At 34.7% G+C, this 23,930-nt stretch carries 22 protein-coding genes; 1 reads left to right on the forward strand and 21 read right to left on the reverse strand.

What is annotated here, in order from left to right; all coding sequences use genetic code 11:
• Positions 1-380: 380 nt before the first annotated feature.
• The 12 genes from GGR42_RS15390 to GGR42_RS15445 all read right to left on the reverse strand — a co-directional run bounded on the left by GGR42_RS15390 (position 381) and on the right by GGR42_RS15445 (position 12,236).
• Positions 381-1,331: a glycosyltransferase family 2 protein gene (locus GGR42_RS15390; RefSeq protein WP_167965876.1), complete on the reverse strand. Its 951-nt coding sequence runs from the start codon at positions 1,329-1,331 to the stop codon at positions 381-383.
• Positions 1,328-1,741, reverse strand: a complete 414-nt coding sequence (locus tag GGR42_RS15395; RefSeq protein WP_167965878.1) for a GNAT family N-acetyltransferase — start codon at positions 1,739-1,741, stop codon at positions 1,328-1,330. Before GGR42_RS15395 ends, GGR42_RS15390 begins: the two co-directional genes overlap by 4 nt.
• Entirely contained in the window at positions 1,738-2,439 is a 702-nt protein-coding gene (locus tag GGR42_RS15400) for a WbqC family protein (protein ID WP_167965880.1), read from the reverse strand. Before GGR42_RS15400 ends, GGR42_RS15395 begins: the two co-directional genes overlap by 4 nt.
• Positions 2,439-3,524 (reverse strand): DegT/DnrJ/EryC1/StrS family aminotransferase, encoded by a 1,086-nt coding sequence (locus tag GGR42_RS15405; protein ID WP_167965882.1) that lies wholly within the window; start codon positions 3,522-3,524, stop codon positions 2,439-2,441. Before GGR42_RS15405 ends, GGR42_RS15400 begins: the two co-directional genes overlap by 1 nt.
• Positions 3,521-4,960, reverse strand: a complete 1,440-nt coding sequence (locus GGR42_RS15410; RefSeq protein ID WP_167965884.1) for a lipopolysaccharide biosynthesis protein — start codon at positions 4,958-4,960, stop codon at positions 3,521-3,523. The genes GGR42_RS15405 and GGR42_RS15410 overlap by 4 nt, the downstream gene beginning before the upstream one ends.
• 35 nt (positions 4,961-4,995) lie before the next feature.
• Positions 4,996-6,102, reverse strand: a complete 1,107-nt coding sequence (locus GGR42_RS15415) for a glycosyltransferase (protein WP_167965886.1) — start codon at positions 6,100-6,102, stop codon at positions 4,996-4,998.
• Between the two features lie 7 nt (positions 6,103-6,109).
• Positions 6,110-7,426 (reverse strand): flippase, encoded by a 1,317-nt coding sequence (locus GGR42_RS15420; RefSeq protein WP_167965888.1) that lies wholly within the window; start codon positions 7,424-7,426, stop codon positions 6,110-6,112.
• A 36-nt stretch (positions 7,427-7,462) separates the two neighbouring features.
• Positions 7,463-8,326, reverse strand: a complete 864-nt coding sequence (rfbD, locus tag GGR42_RS15425) for a dTDP-4-dehydrorhamnose reductase (protein WP_167965890.1) — start codon at positions 8,324-8,326, stop codon at positions 7,463-7,465.
• 2 nt (positions 8,327-8,328) lie between these two features.
• Positions 8,329-8,892: a dTDP-4-dehydrorhamnose 3,5-epimerase gene (gene rfbC, locus GGR42_RS15430; protein WP_167965892.1), complete on the reverse strand. Its 564-nt coding sequence runs from the start codon at positions 8,890-8,892 to the stop codon at positions 8,329-8,331.
• A complete protein-coding gene (gene rfbA / locus GGR42_RS15435; protein ID WP_167965894.1) occupies positions 8,889-9,773 on the reverse strand; it encodes a glucose-1-phosphate thymidylyltransferase RfbA in 885 nt (294 codons plus the stop codon). The genes rfbC and rfbA overlap by 4 nt, the downstream gene beginning before the upstream one ends.
• Positions 9,774-9,776: 3 nt before the next feature.
• The gene (gene rfbB, locus GGR42_RS15440) at positions 9,777-10,832 is read right to left on the reverse strand and encodes a dTDP-glucose 4,6-dehydratase (protein ID WP_167965896.1); all 1,056 of its coding nucleotides are present in this window, start codon (positions 10,830-10,832) and stop codon (positions 9,777-9,779) included.
• 90 nt (positions 10,833-10,922) lie between these two features.
• Complete coding sequence (locus GGR42_RS15445) at positions 10,923-12,236, reverse strand: MraY family glycosyltransferase (protein WP_167965898.1); 1,314 nt, start codon at positions 12,234-12,236, stop codon at positions 10,923-10,925.
• 581 nt (positions 12,237-12,817) lie between these two features.
• Here GGR42_RS15445 and GGR42_RS16980 point away from each other — a divergent pair.
• The gene (locus GGR42_RS16980) at positions 12,818-12,988 is read left to right on the forward strand and encodes a DUF6747 family protein (protein ID WP_317169701.1); all 171 of its coding nucleotides are present in this window, start codon (positions 12,818-12,820) and stop codon (positions 12,986-12,988) included.
• Between the two features lie 56 nt (positions 12,989-13,044).
• On the opposite strand, the gene GGR42_RS15450 is transcribed toward GGR42_RS16980, so the two are convergent.
• The 9 genes from GGR42_RS15450 to GGR42_RS15490 all read right to left on the reverse strand — a co-directional run bounded on the left by GGR42_RS15450 (position 13,045) and on the right by GGR42_RS15490 (position 23,930).
• On the reverse strand, positions 13,045-15,336 hold the full coding sequence (locus GGR42_RS15450; protein WP_167965900.1) for an FdhF/YdeP family oxidoreductase: 2,292 nt from the start codon (positions 15,334-15,336) through the stop codon (positions 13,045-13,047).
• A 9-nt stretch (positions 15,337-15,345) separates the two neighbouring features.
• Positions 15,346-16,473: a lactonase family protein gene (locus GGR42_RS15455; RefSeq protein WP_167965902.1), complete on the reverse strand. Its 1,128-nt coding sequence runs from the start codon at positions 16,471-16,473 to the stop codon at positions 15,346-15,348.
• 35 nt (positions 16,474-16,508) lie between these two features.
• The gene (locus GGR42_RS15460; RefSeq protein WP_167965904.1) at positions 16,509-16,844 is read right to left on the reverse strand and encodes an L-rhamnose mutarotase; all 336 of its coding nucleotides are present in this window, start codon (positions 16,842-16,844) and stop codon (positions 16,509-16,511) included.
• 59 nt (positions 16,845-16,903) lie between these two features.
• Positions 16,904-18,223 (reverse strand): L-fucose:H+ symporter permease, encoded by a 1,320-nt coding sequence (fucP, locus tag GGR42_RS15465; protein WP_167965906.1) that lies wholly within the window; start codon positions 18,221-18,223, stop codon positions 16,904-16,906.
• Between the two features lie 16 nt (positions 18,224-18,239).
• A complete protein-coding gene (locus tag GGR42_RS15470; protein ID WP_167965908.1) occupies positions 18,240-19,019 on the reverse strand; it encodes an L-fucose dehydrogenase in 780 nt (259 codons plus the stop codon).
• 28 nt (positions 19,020-19,047) lie between these two features.
• Positions 19,048-21,405: a glycoside hydrolase family 95 protein gene (locus GGR42_RS15475; protein ID WP_167965910.1), complete on the reverse strand. Its 2,358-nt coding sequence runs from the start codon at positions 21,403-21,405 to the stop codon at positions 19,048-19,050.
• Complete coding sequence (locus GGR42_RS15480) at positions 21,402-22,229, reverse strand: amidohydrolase family protein (protein WP_167965912.1); 828 nt, start codon at positions 22,227-22,229, stop codon at positions 21,402-21,404. Before GGR42_RS15480 ends, GGR42_RS15475 begins: the two co-directional genes overlap by 4 nt.
• Complete coding sequence (locus GGR42_RS15485) at positions 22,230-23,084, reverse strand: fumarylacetoacetate hydrolase family protein (protein WP_167965914.1); 855 nt, start codon at positions 23,082-23,084, stop codon at positions 22,230-22,232.
• Positions 23,085-23,153: 69 nt separating this feature from the next.
• Positions 23,154-23,930: an SDR family NAD(P)-dependent oxidoreductase gene (locus tag GGR42_RS15490; RefSeq protein ID WP_167965916.1), complete on the reverse strand. Its 777-nt coding sequence runs from the start codon at positions 23,928-23,930 to the stop codon at positions 23,154-23,156.

Genomic DNA, 23,930 nt, shown 5'->3' on the forward strand with positions numbered 1-23,930 from the left:
TCTATAAAAATCAACATTTGCAACAAATCCAGATACAAATGACTGATTGTAATAAGTATAAGCAGTTAATATTGATATTATCATTAAGGAAATTCCAATGTAATACCAAATTCTAATGTTTCTAGGAAATACTTTTCTTTTTAAAAAAAATATTCCATGTCCCACAGTACTGAAAATTAATGACAGGTAGATAAATATTTTGTTTAACGGTGTAAGATTAAAAACTCCAAAAACACAAATTGATATTAAAAGTAATATTATTAAAATCCACTTTTTCTTATTTATCATGAGTTAAATCCTAAATCTTTAATATTAAAATTGATACCCTCGCTTTTAATATATCATAAATGCCTTTTCAAGTAAAATAGACAATGAAGTATTTAAAAATGTAAAATACTCTTTCCTTTATATAAAATTTTAAAAAGATGTTTGGATATCCTAAAAAATCCCACCTTATAAAACAACCGTTCTTTTAATGACTTTCGATTTTTTTTCCAGTATTGCCTGGCCTCTTCTACAAAAGAATTATTCCCTAGGGCGGAGGCCATGGGGAAAATTGCGACATATGCTTTTCTATAAATTTTATCTACCAATTCCTTTGATTGTGGGTATTCATCCAAGAAATCCTTTTGTATCTTAAACACCCCATGAGCAAAATTAAATCTTTTGTCCATAGAAGTGGACTTGCTGGCACTTTCCCTCAACACTCTATATACCGTTGTATTGTCTTCTAAAAATTTAATTTTTGAGTTTGCCATAACATTCAACATCCAGGGAAATGTCCCATCCACATAATGCTCATCAATAAAAGAGACCAATTCCTTTCTGCACAACCAAGTGCAGGGTGCCAAATAACCTGCATTTTCCAAATGTTCTTCAAAAGAAAAATACAAAGGCATGGATTTGCTTTTAAAAACATCTTTTAAAAAAACATTGGTCTCATTATGATAAAAGTCCAAATCCGTAAAAACCAACCCAAACTCTTTATTAGCATTAAGAAAATCTACCTGTTTTTGCAGTTTTAGTGGGTCTGTCCAATAGTCATCCCCTTCACATAAGGCAATATATTCCCCCTTTGTTTGTTCATATGCCCATATTCCATTAGGGATCATTCCTTTATTTTCTTTATGTTTTGTGTATTTAACCCATTCTTTTTTAGGATGGTTTTTTATAAGGTCCTTTACCACATCCTCCGTTTTATCTGGAGAGTTATCATCTGCAACAATAAGTTCTACATTAAAAGTACATTCTTGCATTAAAACACCGTTTATGGCATCTGCAATATATTTTTCGTGACCATAGGTGGTCATAATAATACTTACCGTAATCATAGCACCCTTCTTACCCTTATCTTTTCGCCTCTTTCCATAATCTTAAACCCATACCTTTTAGCAAAATCTATGGCAATACTATTATCCACATCGATATCAATATCAAAATACCTAAACCCTTTTTTTCTTAAAATATTTATAGCCGTTTCCATAAGTACTTTGCCATAAGATTTTCCCAAAGAACCATAATCTACGGCCAACATGCTTAAATATGCAATTTCCTTCTTAGGGTCATTGTCATAAAAAGCAATAAAAGCTTCTAATTTATCTTGCTCTAAAATGGGCACTATATTTGCATTGGAAACAATTTTATTAGCATATTCTGCAATACTTTTTTCTTGCATTTTAAGAAAATTGCCTTCCAGCTTATTATTAAGGTTAGATAAGAGATATTCAATTTTTTTTCTCATATCAACCTATAACTTTTTAACATCTGTTGTATTTCTGTTACCGAGTTAAACATGAGTACATCCACTATTGACAAATACGGAACAAAATCATTACCCAATTGCTTATAAATTTCATTTTCAGATTTTATAAAATTAAGTGCCACACCCTGATCATTAAAATAAGACTTATCGTAAATTTCCTGACCCCCTATTAGGTTTATATAGTGGGCACTATTCAATTGCTTGGTAATATTTATTAGTCTATTTGACCTTTCCTGACCTTTTGTATGGCCGAACTCCTCTGAGGTATACAGAAACTCCGTATCAATTTCCAAATATTCTGAAATAACCATTACTGTATTGCTAGCAAATTTGGATAAATTTTTAATATTGGAATTAATCAACCCCTCTAAAATCGGAAATACAATATCATAATAAGGAGCAAATTTATATGCTCTATGAATAGTGGGCAGAATTTTATAAAATTCTTTAGAATCCAATTTTAATTCCAATTCATTAATCAATTTATTCTGACTTTTTTTTATACATGGAAATGAAATATATTGAGGTTTACCGTCTACCAAGATTCTGTTTCTATGAATCCATCCTCCTTTAATAAAGTTTACATCATCACAAAACACAAAAGTATCTACAGCGCTTATCAATTGAAAATATCCAAGGTAGGGAAAAATATAAGGTTGCATTATGGCAATTCTCATTACTTACTGTTTTGTGCTCTTAGCAATAAACGACAAATTAAATTTACTTCCTCTAAGGTTAAATCGTAGTATAAGGGTAAACAAAATACCCTTTTGGATATATCATCCGTAAATTCCAGTTTTTTATAGTCTACATAAGGCAAACTATCTGCTAAGGAAGGATAAAAATAGCGTCTTCCAAAAATTTCATTTAACATAAGTGTCTTTATACATTTAATAAGCAAAGCTTCACTCTCAAAAACAATGGGATAATAGGAATAATTGGGTTTAGAATCTTTATGCCATTTAGGCTTGGTTGCCTTTAATGTTTTTAATTTTTTATCATACCTAGAAGTCAACGACTTAGCTTGATTATGAACGGTTTGCACATAATTTATATTGGCCAATCCCATAGCTGCATGAAATTCAGAATTTTTTCCATTTATTCCTAAGTTTTTAAATTTTTCAGGACCATCATGTCCAAAATTATGGGAATAGGCCATACTTTTTATTAGCTCTGGGTCTTTGGTTACCACTAACCCTCCTTCTACCGTATGAAATAGTTTGGTAGCATGGAAACTACAGGTAGAAACATCACCATAGTTAAATATGGAATTTCCATTCACTTTTACCCCAAAAGCATGAGCTCCGTCATATACCACTTTAAGATTGTATTTATCTGCAATTTTTTGAATAGCCACCACATCACACGGGTTTCCAAATAAATGGGTCGCCAAAATTGCAGATGTTTTTTTGGTAATGGCAGCTTCTATTTTAGTTGGATCTATATTAAGATTTTCTTTATCAATATCAACAAACACTGGAGAACAGCCTTCCCAAACTATGCTACTTGTAGTGGCTACATATGTATAGGGTGTTGTAATTATCTCTCCCTTTAATTCCAAAGCTTTAATAGCCAATTGAAGAGCAATCGTGCCGTTTGTAACAAACAAAGCATTCTCCAATCCCAAATTTTCCTTGAGCTTTGTTTCCAATTCGCTGACCAAAGGTCCCATATTAGTGACCCAATTACGTTTCCAGATTCCATTTAATAATGCATTGTACACTTTTTTAGGGGGTAAAAAAGGTTTAGTAATAGGAATCATATATTTCTGTCTTTAATAATTGCTAATAAATCATACATAGGACTTTTTTTAATTAAAGAATGAATAGATAGATAAAATAAGGTCCCTAAAAAAGTTGCGCTTAGTATTTGCACTCCATTTTGGTAATTATTGAATCCATCTACCACACAATACATTAATAAGCAAGCACTTACTGCCAACACTAAAATTGGAACCATATCCAATAACTGTTTCTTTGTACTGTAATCAATTAATTGACTACTGTAATATGTATTAACCAGTAAAGCCAAAAAGGAAGTGAGCACTCCACTCCATACCAATCCCAATATTCCAAATTGAAAACCAACCACTATACCCACTACAATAATTATTTTTTTTATGATTTCCAATTTTAAGAAAAGGTCACTCCGTCCAAACACTTTCAAAACATTTATATTAAAAGCATGTATGGGGTAAAACATATAAGCAATACTAAGTATTTGAAAGTAAGGAACGGCCGGCAACCATTCCTCTCCCAAAACAATTTCAAAAATAGGTTGGGCCATAGCGGCCACACCTAACATTAATGGAGCCGTTATAAAAAAAGCCAGCCGTAACATTTTTCTATAAATAACTGACAGTTTTTGTTTGTCGTCTTGCAACTTGGCCATCATAGGATATGTTACTTTTTCTACAATGCCCGTTATTGTTATAGACGGATACTCGTTAAATCGTTGTGCCCTTTCATAGTAGCCCAATGTTTGCAAGGGAAAATACTTTCCAATCAACACATGATAACTATTATTAAAAACAATGTTTAGCAAACCAGAAAGCATTAGTTTATACCCAAATTTATAGTGATATTGTAATTTCTCTATTGAAAAAGTGAAACTAGGTCGCCAATTTGTAGTTGACCACAAAAGAAAAGATAATATAACTTGTGTGGTAAGGTACATTGCCACAATGCTCCATACACCATAATCATTATATCCCAAACACAAACCTACCAAAACTCCAAGAATGGTACTGGGAACATTCAACAATGTAATTTTTTTAAATTTCATTTCTTTTTGTAAAATGGTCAATTGCACGGTTGAAAAGGCAGAAATAATAAAACTTATACAATAAACTCTTATAATATTGACCAAAATTTGTTGTCCATAAAAATCTGCTATATAAGGGGCTATAAAAAAGAGTAGCGTATATACTACCAAGCTCATGGCCATGTTCATATAAAAAACCGTAGAAAAATCAATATTATCAGTTTTTTTTGTTCTAATTAAAGATGCGGGCAAACCACTCTCAACCAATGAAGTACCTATACCTATAAACAATGCCAGCATTCCAATTAATCCAAAATCATTGGGTCCCAACCAACGGGCCAATAAAAGCATAGACACAAAGGAAAGTCCCTTCACCAAAAATGCATCGGCAAAAGTCCACAAAATCCCATATACTGTTTTTTGCTTTAAGGACATTAATGATAATTTAAAAACCTCAAGAAAATATATTATTATAAAGCTTCATTCATTTCCAGTTTTAAAACTTGATTCCATTTTTTAAAAACATTCTCTACACTATATTTAATACTTTCATTATAAGCATTGTTCTTAATTTCTATTAATCCTGAAATATTATTTGAAAAATTTTGTAAAATTTCGAATGAATTTTGCACATAATTTTTCTCTGAAAATAAAAATCCAGAAAAACCACTATTAATTATCTCGCTTGGTCCGGAATGATTTGTAGCTATTGGCACTGTAAAACAAGCCATTGACTCTATAATACTCATTCCAAACAACTCTTCCCAAGAATCTGTTTTAATTGATGGTGCTAATAAAATATCAGCTTTATCATATATTGCTTTCAAATCTTGATTTTTTATATATCCATAGAAAACACAGTTTTTGTTATTTGCAATATATTCTCTTACTTCTTCTTCCATATTTCCTTTTCCTACAAAAGAAAATGTAAAATTATCTGAAGAAAGTCTGTCTATTAAATTAAATATTAGCTTTAAGCCTTTACATTCTGTAAGCCTTCCAACAAACAAACAATTAATGGTTTTTAACTTTTTAGAATAGGGGGTGGCAATACCATTAAGGAAATACGATGAAACAATAGAGTGGTTAACAATTGATATTTCTGAAACATTATAATAAAGCGAAATTTCCTTTGCTGTTTTATTAGTTGCGCAAAAAACTCCATTTGAATTATTAATGAATTTCCTCCAGCTTGATTTTGAAATATCTGTTTCTGCTAAAATTTTTTTTGGGTATTTATAACGCCATGAAGTATTTGAAGTATGATAATAATATTTGTTTTTTCTTAAAAAAGGATAATAGAAAATCAATCTCCAATCATATGGAGCTATACCAACTATAATTATTTTATTTCTTGAAAAAATCGAATCAATGATGAAACTTAAATTGATAAATTGTTTTACAAATAAATTAACATCCAATTTAATGAACGACTTTATCAACTTCCTGGTAATAGAAAATTCTATATATTTTATTTTTAAGTTTTCGTGAGAATTAGCAAACCAATCTAATGCCCTATAATGACCTTTATCTCCGTATTCATGAAAAATATAAATTTTATCTGTTTTTATATTCATACAAAAACTATTGGTGATTAATTATTTTATTTTTCATAAAAAATGGAAATACATATATACCGCTTTTATACAATAGTATTCCGGCATAAACTGTTAAAGTAGTTTCACATATTAGCAATGAAATTCCAGCTCCAATGGTTGACAATTTAACCACAAAAAGTAATAATCCCAGTAAAATAACATTCAAAATAGCTCCAGTTCTATATATTTTGAAAAAGTGTGTATCCATTTTAAATGACAACAAGGCTATATTAAACAAAATCGAAGCAATAGGTAAAATGATAATAAGTGGAGATAATAATCTAAATAATAATATGGAGTGTTCAACATCATGTCCAAACACCAAATAAAACAGTGGCCGGGTAAAGAAAATCCCAATCAGTAGTATTCCTATTGAAATAATTATTGTGTACTTCATAATTTTTCTAACAAATGATGCGGCCTCTTTGGGCGATTTTTTTGTTAGCTGAACAATATGAGGGTAAACTGATTGATTTAATGGCGCGAACAGTGTTGCAATTATTTTTATCATTTTAACAGCAATCGCGTAGTAACCCACCATTGAAGCATTGGTTACCAATCCCAAAACAAAGGTTGTTGTTGCAGAATACAAATTTATGGAGACATTTGAAATGAAAACATACCATCCATTTTTTAGCTGTTGAAAAACAGAATTAGCTTTTTGCAGTCTAAAAGGAATATCAAATTGTTTGTTTATTATTATCAATGAAATTATACCAACAAAAATATTACCAATTGAATACAATGAAGGAACCCATAAATAATCCTCAGAAGATTTGACCAATACAAATATTAGTACTGTAAATATTGTTTTAGATATCACAGTTAATATGGTAATGAACTTCATTTTTTCCATTCCCTGAAAAAACCAAGTTGGAAACAAAGCTGTTCCAACAACCACTCCATATGTTAGAAAATATAATTTCCAATCAATGGAAAACTTTTCAAAGCTTAAAACTACAATGGACATTATTACAAAACCTAAGCTCACTAACATAAGCCTAGCCCCTAAAATAGAATTATAGATTTTAATTAGCTTATTAGAATCATTTTTATGAAGAGATATTTCTCTAGTTCCCGTTAAATTAAAACCGTATTCTGTTAATGTAGAGAAATAGGCTATAAATGCTTGTGCAAAAAAGACAAGTCCATATTTTTCTATACCTAACACTCTAACCAAGTATGGGAATGTAATAAGGGGCAACAACAGGCTTACACCTTGCAAAAAAAATAATGATACAAAATTAGAAAAGATTTTTTTGTTTTCTTCCTTTCCCAATAAGTCACTTATTTGTTTTCTCATAGATTTAACTCCCTTTCTACAAAATAAAACATGTAATTAGCTACCTATTTTTTCCAAACACTCTTCTAACGCATCTTTCCAATACCGAATGTCTAAAGCAAATGTATTTTTTATTTTACTACTGTCCAAGACACTATAATTTGGTCGTTTTGCAGGTGTTGGGTATTGCCAAGTTTGAATGGAATTTACCTTAATGGGCATTCCTTTTATTCTGAATATTGTTTTAGCAAAATCATACCAACTACAGGCCCCTTCATTGGTATAATGATATAGCTCTACACCGGTATTTTTTATTTTTGGGAGTATTTCCAGAATGGTTTTTGCCAAATCCCTTGCGTATGTAGGTGAACCCATTTGATCGCCAACCACACTCAGTTCGTGCCCCTCTTTCCCCAACCGCAACATGGTCTTTACAAAATTAGAGCCATAAGAAGAATACACCCATGAGGTCCTAATAATAACAGAATTTTTAGGGTTCCTTTTTAGAATAGCGTTTTCACCATCCAATTTTGTCCTGCCATAAACGCTTTGGGGGCTGGGGACATCTTTTTCGGTATATGGCTTCTTAGAGCTTCCATCAAAAACATAATCAGTGGAAATATGTACCAATTCTATTTTTTTGGTCTTTGCAATTTGGGCAAAATTTTTAGCTGATAAATGGTTTATTGCATTGGCACGTTCATAGTCTTTTTCTGCATTATCCACAACCGTATATGCCGCACAATTGATTATAATGTTAATCTTATTTGCTTCCACAAACTTTTCAACGGCAATATGGTCTGTAATATCTAGCTCCGCTATATCTGTGAAAAAAAAATTATAGTTTGTATAAAAAGGCTGTAACTCTTGTATTTCTGACCCCAATTGCCCATTTCCACCCGTTACCAATATAGTTCTCATCCTTATTGGTTTTTTGTTTCAAAATATTCTGCATTCCTGAACAAAGGAAGTTGGGCGTCCTTTTCTGATAATTTTAAGTTATTCCCGTTTAACTTCCAATCTATTGCAAGTTCCGGATCATTAAACAAAATTCCCTTTTCACTTTTATAATTATAATAATTATCTGCTTTATAGGCAAATATGGCCTCTTTGCTCAGCACAACAAAACCATGGGCAAAGCCTTTAGGTATAAACAATTGGTTCTTAAGCTCAGAATTTAACTCTACGGCCACATGCTGACCAAATGTTGGAGAACCCATGCGAAGATCTACTACCACATCCAAAACACTTCCTTCTATTACGCGTACCAACTTAGCCTGTGCAAAGGGTGGTGATTGGTAATGAAGGCCCCTTAAAACCCCATAAGACGATTTGGATTCGTTGTCTTGGCAAAAATTAATTTTCTTCCCCAAAAATGCGGTAAACTTATCCTCCCTAAAGGTTTCAAAAAAATACCCACGTTCATCCCCAATAACTTTTGGTTCACATAAGATAACCTCGGGTATATTTAATTTTTTAAAATTCATAAAGGAATTTCATTTGCTCTTTGGATTAAATATTGGCCGTAATTATTTTTCCTAAGAGGTTCTGCAAGTTCTAACAGTTGACTTTTTGTTATATATCCTTTTTCATAGGCAATTTCCTCTAAACAAGCCACTTTCAAGCCCTGTCTGTTCTCAATGGTCTGTATATAATTAGATGCTTCCAAAAGAGATTCATGTGTACCTGTATCCAGCCATGCAAAGCCCCTTCCCAATTGCTCAACTTTTAGGTTTTTCTGTGTGAGGTATTCTTGGTTAATGGCCGTAATCTCCAATTCTCCCCTTTTACTGGGCCTTACTTTCTTGGCAATTTCCACTACGCTGTTCGGATAAAAATATAAGCCTACAACGGCATAGTGGCTTTTTGGTTTTAAAGGTTTTTCTTCTATACTAATCGCATCTCCATTTGCATTGAACTCCACTACCCCATACCGTTCCGGATCCAAAACATAGTACCCAAAAATAGTGGCGTTTTTCTTTTCCTTAACTTCTCCCACTACTTTGGTCAATAGCTTTGTAAACCCCTGTCCGTGAAAAATGTTGTCCCCCAAAACCAAACACACATCATCACTACCTATAAACTCTTCCCCTATTATAAAGGCTTGTGCCAAACCATCTGGCGAAGGTTGCTCCTTGTAAGAAAATTGCATGCCGATGTCTGACCCATCTCCCAATAACTGTTTAAATCGAGGCAAGTCTCTTGGAGTAGAGATAATAAGGACCTCTCTTATTCCTGCCAACATTAGCGTGGACAAGGGATAATAAATCATGGGTTTGTCGTTGATGGGCAACAACTGTTTGGACGTACCTTTGGTCAACGGGTACAATCTAGTACCTGAGCCTCCAGCTAAAACAATTCCTTTCATAAGCTAATGATATTGGGCTTTGTAATAATTTTGATAGGCTCCTGAGGTTACATTTTTTAACCAATCTGTATTGTTCAAATACCAATCTATCGTCTGAGAAAGTCCTTCCTCAAAAGTAACAGTTGGACTCCATCCCAATTCTTTATTTATTTTTGTTGCATCAATGGCATATCGCAAATCATGACCTGGTCTGTCTTTTATATAGGTAATCAATTCTTCACCTCTACCTTTTTTTCTTCCTAATTTTTCATCCATTTGTTTACATAACATTTTCACCAAATCAATATTTTTCCACTCATTGAATCCACCTATGTTATATGTTTCCTTAATCATGCCTTTATGAAAAACCAAATCTATGGCCATTGCATGATCTATCACATACAACCAATCCCTTGTATTAATGCCTTCTCCATATACAGGCAATGGTTTATTGTGAATAATATTATTTATAAATAATGGAATTAATTTTTCTGGAAATTGATTTGGGCCATAATTATTGGAACAATTGGTAATAACGTATGGCAATCCATAAGTTTCCCCATAAGCTCTTACAAAATGATCTGAACTTGCCTTAGAAGCTGAATAAGGAGAATTTGGATCGTATGCTGTAATTTCAGTAAACTGACCAGTTTCCCCTAATGACCCATACACTTCATCTGTACTAATATGATAAAACCGTTTTTCTTCCCAGTCTCCTTTCCACAAGGACAAAAATGCATTCAAAAGAACCATAGTTCCCAAAACATTGGTCTTAGCAAATGCTAAAGGGTCATTTATGGATCTATCAACATGGGACTCCGCTGCCAGATGAATAACGCTATCAAATCTATATTCATTAAAAATATCATTTATATATTTTTCATTCCGAATATCACCTTGAATAAAAGTATAATTTTTTTTATCCTCAATATCTATTAGATTTTCTAGGTTCCCTGCATATGTCAATGCATCCAAATTATAGATATGGTAATCAGGATATGTGTTCACAAATCTTCTAACGGTATGCGATCCAATAAAACCGGCACCTCCAGTAATTAGAATATTTTTTGCGAAACTCATAATTTTTAATTTTTAATTTTTAAAGGTAATAAAACATAAAAAAAGTTCCCCTTAAATATCCACATGGAATTTTCAACATGCCAAATGGATTTAAAACTGTTGCCTTTTTTGTTTTGATGCCATTTTTTTTAATTCGGCCAATCTTTTTGCGAAGATTTTTTTCATTCTTTTGTTTTCCACCTCTTCCCTTACTTCCTCATGATTAGGTAAATCTGTTGCTATGTTATACTCTCTCTGAACCGGCACAAAAGGAATTTCTTGTGTGATTTTAGTCTTATTGGTTACCATTAGCACATCTTCTTCTTTAAAAAGTGTTTCTTTTTTATAAGATATTAAAAATGGTGAAAGATATAGTAGAGATCCCATGCCCACACATATCAACAATTGGATATTTATATTGTAGTCCCTAACTAAAAAACTCAATGTCATGATTAGAATATTGATTATGGAAATCAACAATGAGGCCCTTCCATGCTTAAACCCCAAATCCAACAGGCGATGATGAATATGATTTCGATCTGCAGTAAATGGGCTTAATCCCTTTTTTGCCCGAATAATAAAAACTCGAAGAGTATCCAATAATGGAAATGATAAAACCACCAATAACATTATTGGGGCATTAGAAATATAATATTGAGTAGTTTCAAGACTATTTTCTGTTAAAAAAATAATGCCTTGATATGTAAGAAGGAACCCAATGAACAAAGAGCCAGAATCACCCATGAACATCTTTTTTTCATGAGATAGATTATATCTTAAAAAACCAATTATTGCTCCAATCAAGACAAAAGAAATCAAAACCATTATATGGCTTTTATTCAAAAGAAAGTAGATACCAAAAGACAAACTGCATATTATTGCTATAGATCCAGCTAATCCATCTATTCCATCAATCAAGTTATATGAGTTAACAACTAAAAGGAAAACAAAAAGGGTAAAGACTATTGATGCAATGTAAGACAATTCATGTATCCCTAAAAGACCGTAAAAATTTGTTATTCTAGCATCTGTTAAAAAAATCACAATGGATGCGGAAATAAGTTGTGCAATAAATTTTTTCTTTGGCGCTAAATCTACAAGGTCATCTTTAGCACCCAAAAACATTAAAATCATGGTGGCCGCAACCAATCCAAGTATTTTAGACAAGTGTTCTTGTTCCAATTGCATGAACAATCCAAATAATATAAGCAATAATGCAAAAGCAATAAACAACCCTACCCCACCAAGCGTTGGAGTCTTATTTTTATGAATACTATGACCCTTGCTCGGGTCATCCATCAAATTTTTAATATGAACAATGTTAATGATGGCAGGATATATTTTAAGTGACAAAAACAAGGCCCCTAATAAAGAAAACAACCCTAAAACATATAAATTAGAAAACAAATCTTGAAAGTAAGTCATAAGATTGGTTGTTAATTTATTTTACGATGGCCATACCATCAAACATTATGAAAATACCATATAGATATTTAATAAAAAAGATATTGCAAGTTATATTAGGATTCATAAAAAAAGCCTTTTATATATTGTGAAATCATTAACAAACAGTTATAAAATTTACCAAAAGGTGGAATTATAAAATCCAATTAAAAAGGCACATGTATAATATTAAGATTATGTTTAAAATACAGAAACCTGTTATTAACGAACCATAAGCCCTAGCATTATATAGTGAATCCTTGTGAGAGGGGGAGTATATTTCTCACACTTGGACTAACAAGTTAAAATTACTTCAAAAAAATATCTCGTGAATTGGTAGTGATAAATTTTATTATTAAATCTATTAACAATTTGGTCATAACATATCTGCATTTCACCGATTCATCATTTATATAGTAGGAGAAACTCATCTATATTAATATACAGTTAAACGATGGGCCATACCGTTTACCCTAAAAATCTTCTCCTTATCTATTTCATTGAACAAATAAAATACACATGGTAGATATTTGAAATAACAAATCACACTAATTCAAAAGGACATGAAAAAACTACTACTTATTAGAGAACTTTATATTGAAGCATTCAAAAATTTCGGAAATATTATTATTCGAAATTCATTTAAAATATACTCATGGATGTGTATAGCATTAATTTTTGTTGTTTTATATGCTTTCATTTTTAGAATTTCTACAGGATTCATTTTCGATTAGGAAAGAACAGGTTTATTTAAGTTGAGCTCTAGGCGTGCCATGTTCTAGAGCTTTTTTTATGCTCTTTTCTCAACAAAAACCACTATTGATTTACTTACAGGGGTATTACTTTTATCTGCATAGTAATTTATCGGAACCAAGACATTGGTTTCTGGAAAATAGGAGGCCAAATTTCCTTGCGGTATATTATAAGTAACTATCAAAAAGTTTTCCGCAAGACGTTCCTTGCCCTCATATTTACTAACTAAATCTACCTTTTCATTGGGTTTTAGCCCAAGCTTGTATATATCTATCTCATTCATAAAAACTACCCTACGCTCATTATAAACACCTCTATACCGGTCATTAAGACCGTAAATAGTTGTGTTAAATTGGTCATGGGACCGAATAGTCATTAATAAAAATTCATTTTCCTTTAATTGATGTTTTGGTAAACTACAAATACTTAATTGTGCTTTCTGATTGGGAAGTTTACTAAAATCCAAATCCCGAACATTATTTGGCAAGTAAAAACCTGAACCACTAGATTTTTGGTCCAGATTTTCAAAACCATTCAAAACAGCTTCAATCTTGTTTCTGATTAAGTTGTAATCAGAGCCCAAAACCTTCCAGTCCACAATATGGTTTTCTTTGAAATAAGCATTGGCAATACCTGCAACTATTTCAGGCTCACTTTTTAATTTACTAGATACGGGTTGAAGCATCCCTTTAGTTCTATGAACCTTTCCCATGCTATTCTCAACAGTCAAAAAACCTTTGTCATCCTGTTCTGAACGTCCTAAGGTGGGTAAAATCACAGCAGTATCCCCCGTAATTAAATGACTACGATTTAATTTTGTACTTATCTGAACTGTAAGATTACAATTCTGTAATGCTTTCGCAGTATATTGAGTATCTGATGCCGCAGAAATAAAATTACCCCCCAGAGCAACAAAAACCTTGGCTTTACCAGAATGCATTGCTCTTATGGCATGTACCGTATCCAGTCCTTCTTTGTCTGGCGGATTAAATCCAAATTCCTTTTTAATAGCTTTATTTAATGCAGGAGAAACATGGTGCATTATCCCTACTGTCCTATCTCCTTGTACATTGCTATGTCCACGAACAGGGCAGGTACCCGCCCCAGGTTTTCCCAAGCTACCTTTTAACAATAGTAGATTTACACACTCTTTTATGTTTTCCACTCCATTTTTATGTTGGGTAAGCCCCATGGCCCAACAAATAATAATCTTGTTCCTTTCTGTTAAAACTTGTACCGCTTCATCAATTAGTCTTTCCTCTACTCCGCAAATCTGTACTAATTCTTCCTCAGAATAGCGCTCCAAGTCCTTTAGCACTTCATCATAACCTTGGGTATAGGTTTTTATGAACTCATGGTCAAAAACATTTCCAACTTCCTTATCCAGCTTCGCAAGTTTCTTCATGATAAGCTTTAATAAAGCAACATCCTGATTTATTTTTACTTGTAAATGAATATCAGTTATCGCTTCACCAGAAAGCAAAAAACCTTTTACTACTTGTGGGTTTTTAAAACGGATGAGTCCCGCTTCGGCAAGTGGATTTATACTGATTACCTTACCACCATTTTCTTTACATTTTTGCAAGGCCGATAGCATTCTAGGGTGATTGGTGCCAGGATTCTGACCAATGACCATCACAACTTCAGCCTTATCAAAATCCTCAAGCTTTACAGAGCCCTTTCCTATTCCCAAAGTTTCACTTAAAGCCACACCACTGGATTCATGGCACATATTAGAACAATCGGGCATATTATTAGTGCCCAAAGCCCGTACAAAAAGCCCGTACAAAAAAGCGGCCTCGTTACTAGAACGACCTGAAGTATAAAATATGCCCTCATCAGGGGAATCCAATTTATGAAGCTCCTTGGCTATCAGTCCATAGGCATCTTTCCATGAAATGGGTTCATAATGAACACTGTTCGGACGCAAGACCATAGGCTCTGTAAGTCGCCCACTTTTTCCTATTTTATAATCTGACCAATTACTTAATTCTTCAACGGAATGCCTAGAAAAAAAATCTGCACCTACCCGTTCTCTCGTAGCTTCTTCAGCCAGTGCCTTAGCACCATTTTCACAATACTCTCCCAATTTGGAAGGTTTCTCCGGGTCTGGCCACGCACATCCTGGGCAATCAAAACCCTCCTTTTGGTTCATATGGGAAAGGGATTTAATCCCTTTTACCACTCCCATTTCTTTAAAAACATGTTGCAACGCAACCTTTACGGCTGGAAGTCCAGCTGCATACTTCGCTGGTTGTTTTAATTGAATTCCAGTAAATTCCGTTGGCCCCAATACAGAAACGTTTCGCTTTATGGCCTTTTTACTCATAAATAAACCTTAGAATAATATACATACTGGGGTTGGTGCCTCAATTTCCGAAACAAAGGTCAATTCTCCTGTTTCTACATCTCGTTTAAATGAAACAAGGTTATTACTTTCTTGATTTGCCACTATCAGGAATTCTCCGTCTGGGGATAGTGAAAAATTACGAGGCCAATTCCCTTTTGTAGGCTCATATCCTAAAGTTTTAAGTTCTCCCGTTGTCTCGTCTACACCATATATCACAATACTATTATGACCCCGGTTGGAGGCATAAACAAATTTACCATCCAATGAAATATGGATATCAGCACAAAAGCTGTCTTCGTTATACCCTTCTGGCAAAGTCGAAACAGATTCTTTTTTTTCAAAAACACCCTTTTCATTTTTAACTACTCTTGTTACCGTAGCGTTCAATTCATTCACGACATACAGCCATTTTTTATTTGGATGAAAGACCATATGACGTGGCCCTGCACCATCATCAAATAACAATTTTTGTGGACTTGCAGGAACAAGTTTTTTAGATTCTATATCCAAACGTGAAAACCAAAGTTCATTGGTTCCCAAATCTGCTGATACCAAATCATTACCATCACCGTAAAACCAGGCAGAATGTGCATGAGGCTTATCTTGATTTTTTCCGCTTCCTTGTCCTTCATGGTTCTCCGTGTATAGCAATTCCGAAAGTTCTCCTGCATTATCCAATTTCAATAAACCTAGATTGCCTCCGGTATAGTTGGAAACAACAACAAAACCATCCTTATTCATACTTAAATGGCAAGGGTGCGCTCCGTCTGAAATCCTCTTGCTCAATGACTGTAAACTGTCACCTTTGATTGCAAAAGACTCAACATAGCCCGTTCCTTCCTCATTCTGTTCATTCACCGATACCAAGAATTTACCATTGGGACTTTTGATCAAGAAAGAAGGATTATTGGATGCTCCTGAAAAAGCAACTTGTTCCAAACTACCATCTGCGTGCAAGGCATATCTATAGATTCCCTCACTATCTCCACCGGTATAGGTGCCTACATAAAATTTTTGTACTGGAGCCATTTCCTCAACTTCTGTGATTGCTTCTTTTTTCTTTTCCTTACAGCTTACTACTGCCACAAGAGCTAATACTAGTATTTTAATTTTCATTTGTTCGAATTATGTTTTCAAGATACTTAAATAAATTATTTAGTAAGTGAAAATATTTTTTCCATCAACATCCACTTTTCCCCTGCTTTAGCATGTGGCAATGCCTGTTGATATTTCCACATTAAATCTTCCCATTCCTGTACTTTTGGATTGTTTTTATCCACAACCGCTTTTTTACTAAAAGAAAAAGAATCATCCGTCTCCATAATCATCGTCATCCTTGTTCCTACCCTATAAATTTCCATTTTGGTGATTCCAGAATCAAAAATAGTTTTCTCAATTTCCGGCCATATTTTCTTGTGATAGGCTTCATATTCAGCTATTAAAACCGGGTCGTTTTTTAAGTCTAAGGCGAGGCAGTATTGTTTCATTTCTTTACTTTTTTGATGGGATTTCTCCCCCAAAATCTTGGGGTCGAAATGACTTTTACTTAATTTTCGGCATACACTTTATAAGTTCTATAGCCATAAGTAGCAACAACCAAAAAACAAACTAAGGGTAGAATAAAGGAAAAATTAACCTCAGGAACTCCCAAAATGGTTGTATCGGCATACCCCGTGCCACCAATATCCAAAAGCATTCCCTGAAAAATTGGCATAAAGGCCCCGCCAACTATCGCCATTACCAAAAATGCAGAAGCTGGTTTGGCATCCTCTCCCAATCCATTCAATGCAATTCCATAAATAGTTGGGAACATCAAGGACATACAAAAAGACACACAGACCAAACAATATAAACCTCCCATTCCTTGGATGAAAATTGTTCCCAAACAAAACACAATGGCCAAAACGGCCAATAGCATTAATAACTTTCCCGAATCAATAAATTTTAAAAGGTAGGTAAACAAAAACCGCGCTACCAAAAACAAGCCCAATGCAGCGTAGGCATAGTTCACCGCATTCTGATTGTTAATTCCCAAATTTTCTGCATATTGATAAACATAGGTCCAACACATAATCTGTGCTCCTACGTAAAAAGTCTGGGCTATTACACCCCCTACAAATCGTTCTTTTTTAAAGATACGCTTTATGGATTTCCACATACTTGTTCCTCCTTTAACTTCTTTTTTTTCAGGCATTTTCGCAAAGGCAATAAGGATCAACATAAAAATTACGAACAATCCCAAAGCCACATAAGGATTGCGTATTACCAACAAATCGGAAGTTTTTACAACTGCTTTGGCAGTTCCCGTTAAAGTTTCATAAATACTATTGCCGTTGGCATCCAAATTATCAGATTGCAGTGCTCCCAATACAAAAGTTTGGGCTACAAATAAGCCAGATAAGGCTCCTATGGGATTAAAGGCTTGTGCCAAGTTTAATCGCTGCGTTGCCGTTTCTTCACTTCCCATACTCATGATGTATGGGTTTGCTGTGGTTTCCAAAAATGCCAACCCAAACGTTAACACATATAGGGCCACTAAAAAGAAAAAATAGTTTTCCATAGCGGCGGCCGGAAAAAATAGTAAAGCACCAATTGCGTACAATCCCAATCCCACTAAAATTCCAACTTTATAGGAATATTTTTTAACCAAAAATGCTGCTGGCAAGGCCATAGTGAAATATCCCCCATAGAATGCTGCTTGCACCCAGGAGGCTTGTGTATTGTTTAACTCCAATATTTTTTTAAATGCGGATACCATTGGATTGGTTATGTCATTGGCAAAACCCCAAAGAGCAAACAAAGAAGTAATCAAAATAAAAGGAAATAATATTTTTTTGGCTACTACGGGTTGATTGGTTGTACTCATTTGCTTAATTGTAGTGTTAAATTGATCTATCCAGATGTGTGTACCCACCATCCACATAAATTAATTGTCCAGTGGTATGGCTAGACTTTTCGGAAAGTAAAAATGCCACGGTATTTGCTATTTCCTCTGCAGTTGTCATTCTCTTTTCCAAAGGTATCCTATCTGTAATCTCTTTTAATTTTTCCTTTGGATTAGGCAGGGTTTTTATCCAATTATCATACATGGGCGTATAACATTCTGCAACCAACACCTCGTTGGTCCTAATCCCATAGGGCAATAATTCAACGGCCCACTCCCTAGTCAAGGAATTGCGTCCACCATTGGCAGCAGCATAGCCAGATGTTCCCCCTTGCCCCGTGACTGATACTTTTGAACCAATATTTACAATGGCCCCTTTGTTCTTTTTTAGCTCGGGCACTATATATTTTGCCATCATAAAATAGTGAGTCAAATTTTTGTTGATCGATGAAACAAAATCCTTGTAATTTCCATTTTCCAGACTGACCCCATCGTTTACCCCTGCATTATTCACCAAGCCATTTATTCGGCCAAAATTTTCAATCACCTTTTCCACAGCTTTTTTACATTGTTCCGGATCTGTTAATTCGGCTAGAGCGTAAAAAGCCTTTCCGCCTTTTGTTTCAATTTCTTGAACAGCTTTTAAAACATCCTTCTCTTTTCTTCCCACAATTACTGGAATGGCACCTTCATCGGCCAAGACAGAGCTTATGCCGTAGCCTATGCCTTTATCACCTCCTGTAACTATAATTACTTTATTAGCAAGTTTTAAATCCATTTCACAAACCTTTCAAAGTATTCTGTTCTTACATTATTTGAAGTTGTCCATCTAACTTTATAGGAGTGTTTTTTGGCAAATTGGCTTCAATTTCCATTCCATTGTAAACTATCTTAATTTTCTTGCCTTCCCTTGATGTAAGAACCAATTCCACTAATTTACCATTTTCCCACGCAATATCCACTTCAATATTTCCTCTTGCAATCAAGCCTTTAATATTACCTGTTTCCCAATTATTCGGTAAAGTGGGTAAAACTCTAAGAAAACCTTCATGCGATTGCATTAACAATTCTGCTACTCCAGCAGTGTATCCAAAATTGCCATCTATCTGAAAAGGCGGATGCATATCAAAAAGATTGTCGGCCAAAGAAATTTGAAAAAACTTTGTGATATTTTCCTCGGCAGACTCTTTATCCATTAATCTAGCATCAAAATTAATCATCCAAGCACGGCTCCAACCCGTTCCAGCACCACCATGTTGCAAGCGGTGGGCAATGGTCTTTTTTGCTGCCTCAAAAGCCTTATTATCCTTACTTGTAATATCATTTCCGGGGTGTAGGGCATATAAGTGTGACATATGGCGATGCCCTTTTTCCGCTTCTTCATAAGGTCGGTCCCACTCCAATATCCTACCATCATCCCCAATAACAATGGCAGGATGTAGCTTTCTTCTTTTTTCTATAACCTCTTTTGTAAAGCTATCATCAATTTCCAATAGATCAGCGGCCTCAAGAACATTATCAAAAACTTCTTTTATGATTTGGTGCCCCATAGCATTTCCATAAGAGACTGCGGCTGGCTCCCCATCACTTGCTATATATGAGTTCTCTGGGGATGTTTCTGGTGCAGAAACCCATGTGCCATCTCGCTCATCCATTATTAGCCAATCCAAATAAAATTCTGAAACGGCCTTTAGATAGGGATATCCTCTTTCCTTTAAAAAATCTTTGTCGTTGGTATATTTATAATGTTCCCAATAGTGTTGCCCAAGCCAACCGCCTCCATGAATCCATGAACCCCAATATGGCCGTTCTGCGCGCATCCATGGGGTGAGCCATAAATCCGTAGTATGGTGAACCATAGCTCCACGATTTATACCATACTGCTCTTTGGCAATGATGCGACCACGTTCCAGTAATTTATCGGAAAAATCCAAAAGAGGCATGTGGCACTCACTTAGATTGGTAACCTCAGCTGGCCAATAGTTCATTTGAATATTAATGTTCAAATGATAATCTGCATTCCAAGGGGCCTGTATGTGCTCATTCCAAATACCTTGAAGGTTCGCAGGGTTTGTTCCGGGTCTTGATGAGGAAATTAACAAATAGCGTCCATATTGAAAGAGTTTGGCCGCCAAATCCGTATCTGGCAAACTATCTTTAATTCTCTGTAATCTTTTATTTATGGGCAATGAATCCAATTCATACCCCCCCAAATCAAAATCTACCCTTTTATATAATTTTTGATAATCCTGTATATGTTCTTTCAATAATTCATCGAAAGACTTATTCTCTACTAATGAAAGGGTTTTATGGTTATTTTGATGAAAATTTTTGTGGTAAAAAGAAGTGCTGCATACAATTAGCATTGTAGCCTTCTGCACACCCCTTAATTGTAATTCTCCTTTTTTTGACTCTACAGTTCCTGAAGTATTCTTGACCTTTAACCTTGTTTGGAACTTAACTCCATAATCTATTTTGGTTGGAGTTGAATGTACGGCTCCAGCAAATTGCGTAACCATCCCCTCCATACTTATTTCATTGTTGGATGGATTAGAAGTACTGACAGTAGCATGACCTTCATCCTTTGCCCTATCCAATTTTAAATTAAAATCCATGCCTTCCTGTGCTGTGGTAGATATTTCTACTACTAGAACATCATCAACCGCCGAGGCAAAAACTTTTTCCACATAATCATGGCCTTCATAGGAATATTTCACAGTAACCACTGCATTTTCCAAGTCCAAGGAACGAGAGTAATTCTCTATTTTTCTTTCTTTTTGAAAATCAATATATAAATCCCCCATGGTTTGATGAGAACGTGAAACACCTTTATAAGAGAATCTATCAACAATCAATTTGTCTGCTTCATGGGGCTTATCCTCTCTCAACATTTTCCGAATAAGGTCTAAATCCTCTTTTGTTCCTTTAGAATTTCCCCATTCTGGACCACCGGGCCACATGGAATCCTCATTTAATTGCAAATGCTCATGTTGGGGGTCACCATAAATCATTGCCCCTAACCTACCATTGCCAACAGGTAAGGCCTCCATCCATTCCTCTGCAGGTTGGTCATACCAAATTCTATTGGCAACCGTTTCTTTTTCTTGCTCTTGACAAGAAAAAAGTGATAGTACGCTTAGAAAAATAAAATAGTATTTGCTCATCTTATATTATAAAATTCCTTGGTGTTAATTCCCATCACTTTATCCTGATCTCCCTTTTTAAACCTGCCAAAATAATCCTCTACAATACTTACAACCTCATCATATTCTGCTGCTACCAAGCATACAGGCCAATCGGAACCAAATAAAATTCTATCTATCCCAAATGCATTGACAACAATATCCATAAAGGGTATAAAATCATCCTTGTGCCATTTATAATTCCTTGTTTCTGTCACCATACCAGATACCTTACAATATACATTTTTACAGGTACTTAATGCTTGCATACCATGTATCCAATATTCATCCAACCCATTGGAAATTGCAGGCTTGGCAATATGGTCTATAACAAACTTCTGCTTGGGAAATTTCTGGACCAATGATAATGCCGATGGCAACTGACTAGGATAAATTAAAATATCATATGTCAAATTAAATTGGGATAGTGCACCAATACCTTTTTGAAAATCTCCTCTGAGCATAAAATCATCCGCTTCTCCCTGTACAATATGGCGTACTCCTTTAAACAAAGGGTTTCTAGAAAAATACTCCAGTCGCTCCACCACATTATCCGCCAACAAATCTACCCAGCCAACGACTCCTTTTATAAAATAGTTATCACACGCCAATTGCAATAAAAGTTCAGTTTCAGCTTCGGTTTGGTCCACTTGTACCAATACACAGCCTTCTATTCCATTTTTTTGAAGAATAGGCCCCAAATCCGAAGGCATAAAATCTTTCCTAATGCTCCGCATGGATTCATCTAACCAACTATGTCTTTCCGGGTCGTACTTCCAAAAATGTTGATGGCTATCAATTCTCATCTACCCATAAGCTTTTGCATGCTGTTTTGAACTTCCCAGACCTTCAATTCCCAGTTCTACCACATCACCGGCTTTTAAAAATCTAGGTGGATCAAAACCAAGGCCCACTCCAGAAGGAGTACCTGTAGAAATAACATCACCAGGTAACAACGTCATAAATTGACTTATATAACTAATCACTTCTTGAATATTAAAAACAAAATCTGAAGTATTACTATTTTGAAGCATTTCCCCATTTAGTTTTAACCACAGATTTAGATTATTTGGGTTTTTTATTTCTTCTTTTGTAGCCATAAAAGGACCTAAAGGTGCAAAAGTGTCACAGCTTTTTCCCTTGACCCATTGTCCTAATTTTTCCAATTGAAACTCACGTTCACTATAGTCATTGTGCAGGACATAACCCGCTACATAATCCAATGCGTTAGCTTCGGATACATAAGACGCCTTTTTACCTATGACCACTCCCAATTCCACTTCCCAATCGGTTTTTTTACTGTTTTTGGGAATAATTACATCATCATTGGGACCAACAATTGCAGAAGTTGCCTTAAAAAACAATACCGGTTCCGTAGGGAGTGCCATACCACTTTCTTCAGCATGCTTGGCATAATTAAGGCCTACACATATAATCTTTGATGGGCGGCCAATAGGTGACCCCAAACGAACTTCGCCACTCACTTTTGGGCAACTTTCCTGATTAGTTTCTAACCATTTTTTTAGTCGTTCCAATCCATTGGTCTCAAAGAATGCTTCATTGTAATCTTCTCCAAAAACAGAAACATCCAACCTGTTTCCATTATCTAATTGAACCCCTGGTTTTTCCTTTCCCGTGCTACCGAATCGTATTAATTTCATCTGTTTGTTTTTTGTTGGTCTAATACTTATTTATTTGTGATACATTATATTATGTTCTTATGATTTACGTCAAGAATTCAATTTAATAAACCCACCATCAATAGGGAAATCTGTCCCTGTTATAAAGGATGCCTCATCAGAACATAGGTACAATGCCAAGTTGGCTACCTCTTCTGGTTTTCCCATACGCCCAATAGGTTGTGTTTGCGATAATTTCTCGAACATTTCCGATTCTTTCCCTGGATAGTTCTTTTTTATAAAGCCATCCACAAAAGGGGTGTGTATCCTTGCAGGAGAAATACTATTGCAACGAATACCATACTCTATATAATCCTTGGCAACCGAATATGTCATTGTAAGCACCGCACCTTTGGACATGGAATATGCAAAACGGTCTGCAACGGCTACAGAACCCGCCACTGATGCCATATTCAAAATAATTCCTCCCTTTTTCTTCATATGTCCCAAAGCCGCATGCATACAGTTATAGACTCCTTTGATGTTTACATTATATACTCTATCTAAATCTGATTCCGAAGTGTTTTCCAAATTACCAATTTGTGCAACACCTGCATTATTGACGAGTATATCAATTTCTTGCTTTTGTGTAATTTTAGCAATGGTTTTGTTAACCTCTGCATGATTTGAAACATCACAGGTATATACCTCAACACTGCCTCCAAGTTTTTTAATATCATGGATGGTTTCCTTTGCCAAATCCCCATTGATTTCCAAAATACAAACTTCGGCTCCCCTTTCAGCAAATTTCAATGCAATGGCTTTACCAATACCACTGGCACCTCCTGTAATTATTGCTGTTTTTCCATCTAATCTAAAACTGGACAT

The sequence above is a fragment of the Saonia flava genome, assembly GCF_011927795.1.
GTDB lineage: Bacteria > Bacteroidota > Bacteroidia > Flavobacteriales > Flavobacteriaceae > Saonia > Saonia flava.

Excerpts from the sequence above, each read along its gene's own strand:
- GGR42_RS15480 (WP_167965912.1), bottom strand. The coding sequence starts at position 22,229 with ATGAGAATTGATAGCCATCAACATTTTTGGAAGTACGACCCGGAAAGA.
- GGR42_RS15410 (WP_167965884.1), bottom strand. The coding sequence starts at position 4,960 with ATGTCCTTAAAGCAAAAAACAGTATATGGGATTTTGTGGACTTTTGCC.
- GGR42_RS15390 (WP_167965876.1), bottom strand. The coding sequence starts at position 1,331 with ATGATTACGGTAAGTATTATTATGACCACCTATGGTCACGAAAAATAT.
- GGR42_RS15415 (WP_167965886.1), bottom strand. The coding sequence starts at position 6,102 with ATGAATATAAAAACAGATAAAATTTATATTTTTCATGAATACGGAGAT.
- rfbA (WP_167965894.1), bottom strand. The coding sequence starts at position 9,773 with ATGAAAGGAATTGTTTTAGCTGGAGGCTCAGGTACTAGATTGTACCCG.
- GGR42_RS15400 (WP_167965880.1), bottom strand. The coding sequence starts at position 2,439 with ATGAGAATTGCCATAATGCAACCTTATATTTTTCCCTACCTTGGATAT.
- GGR42_RS15445 (WP_167965898.1), bottom strand. The coding sequence starts at position 12,236 with ATGACTTACTTTCAAGATTTGTTTTCTAATTTATATGTTTTAGGGTTG.
- rfbB (WP_167965896.1), bottom strand. The coding sequence starts at position 10,832 with ATGAGTTTCGCAAAAAATATTCTAATTACTGGAGGTGCCGGTTTTATT.
- GGR42_RS15475 (WP_167965910.1), bottom strand. The coding sequence starts at position 21,405 with ATGAGCAAATACTATTTTATTTTTCTAAGCGTACTATCACTTTTTTCT.
- GGR42_RS15470 (WP_167965908.1), bottom strand. The coding sequence starts at position 19,019 with ATGGATTTAAAACTTGCTAATAAAGTAATTATAGTTACAGGAGGTGAT.
- GGR42_RS15490 (WP_167965916.1), bottom strand. The coding sequence starts at position 23,930 with ATGTCCAGTTTTAGATTAGATGGAAAAACAGCAATAATTACAGGAGGT.
- GGR42_RS15450 (WP_167965900.1), bottom strand. The coding sequence starts at position 15,336 with ATGAGTAAAAAGGCCATAAAGCGAAACGTTTCTGTATTGGGGCCAACG.
- GGR42_RS16980 (WP_317169701.1), top strand. The coding sequence starts at position 12,818 with ATGAAAAAACTACTACTTATTAGAGAACTTTATATTGAAGCATTCAAA.
- GGR42_RS15460 (WP_167965904.1), bottom strand. The coding sequence starts at position 16,844 with ATGAAACAATACTGCCTCGCCTTAGACTTAAAAAACGACCCGGTTTTA.
- GGR42_RS15485 (WP_167965914.1), bottom strand. The coding sequence starts at position 23,084 with ATGAAATTAATACGATTCGGTAGCACGGGAAAGGAAAAACCAGGGGTT.
- GGR42_RS15405 (WP_167965882.1), bottom strand. The coding sequence starts at position 3,524 with ATGATTCCTATTACTAAACCTTTTTTACCCCCTAAAAAAGTGTACAAT.
- GGR42_RS15455 (WP_167965902.1), bottom strand. The coding sequence starts at position 16,473 with ATGAAAATTAAAATACTAGTATTAGCTCTTGTGGCAGTAGTAAGCTGT.
- GGR42_RS15395 (WP_167965878.1), bottom strand. The coding sequence starts at position 1,741 with ATGAGAAAAAAAATTGAATATCTCTTATCTAACCTTAATAATAAGCTG.
- fucP (WP_167965906.1), bottom strand. The coding sequence starts at position 18,223 with ATGAGTACAACCAATCAACCCGTAGTAGCCAAAAAAATATTATTTCCT.
- rfbC (WP_167965892.1), bottom strand. The coding sequence starts at position 8,892 with ATGAATTTTAAAAAATTAAATATACCCGAGGTTATCTTATGTGAACCA.
- GGR42_RS15420 (WP_167965888.1), bottom strand. The coding sequence starts at position 7,426 with ATGAGAAAACAAATAAGTGACTTATTGGGAAAGGAAGAAAACAAAAAA.
- rfbD (WP_167965890.1), bottom strand. The coding sequence starts at position 8,326 with ATGAGAACTATATTGGTAACGGGTGGAAATGGGCAATTGGGGTCAGAA.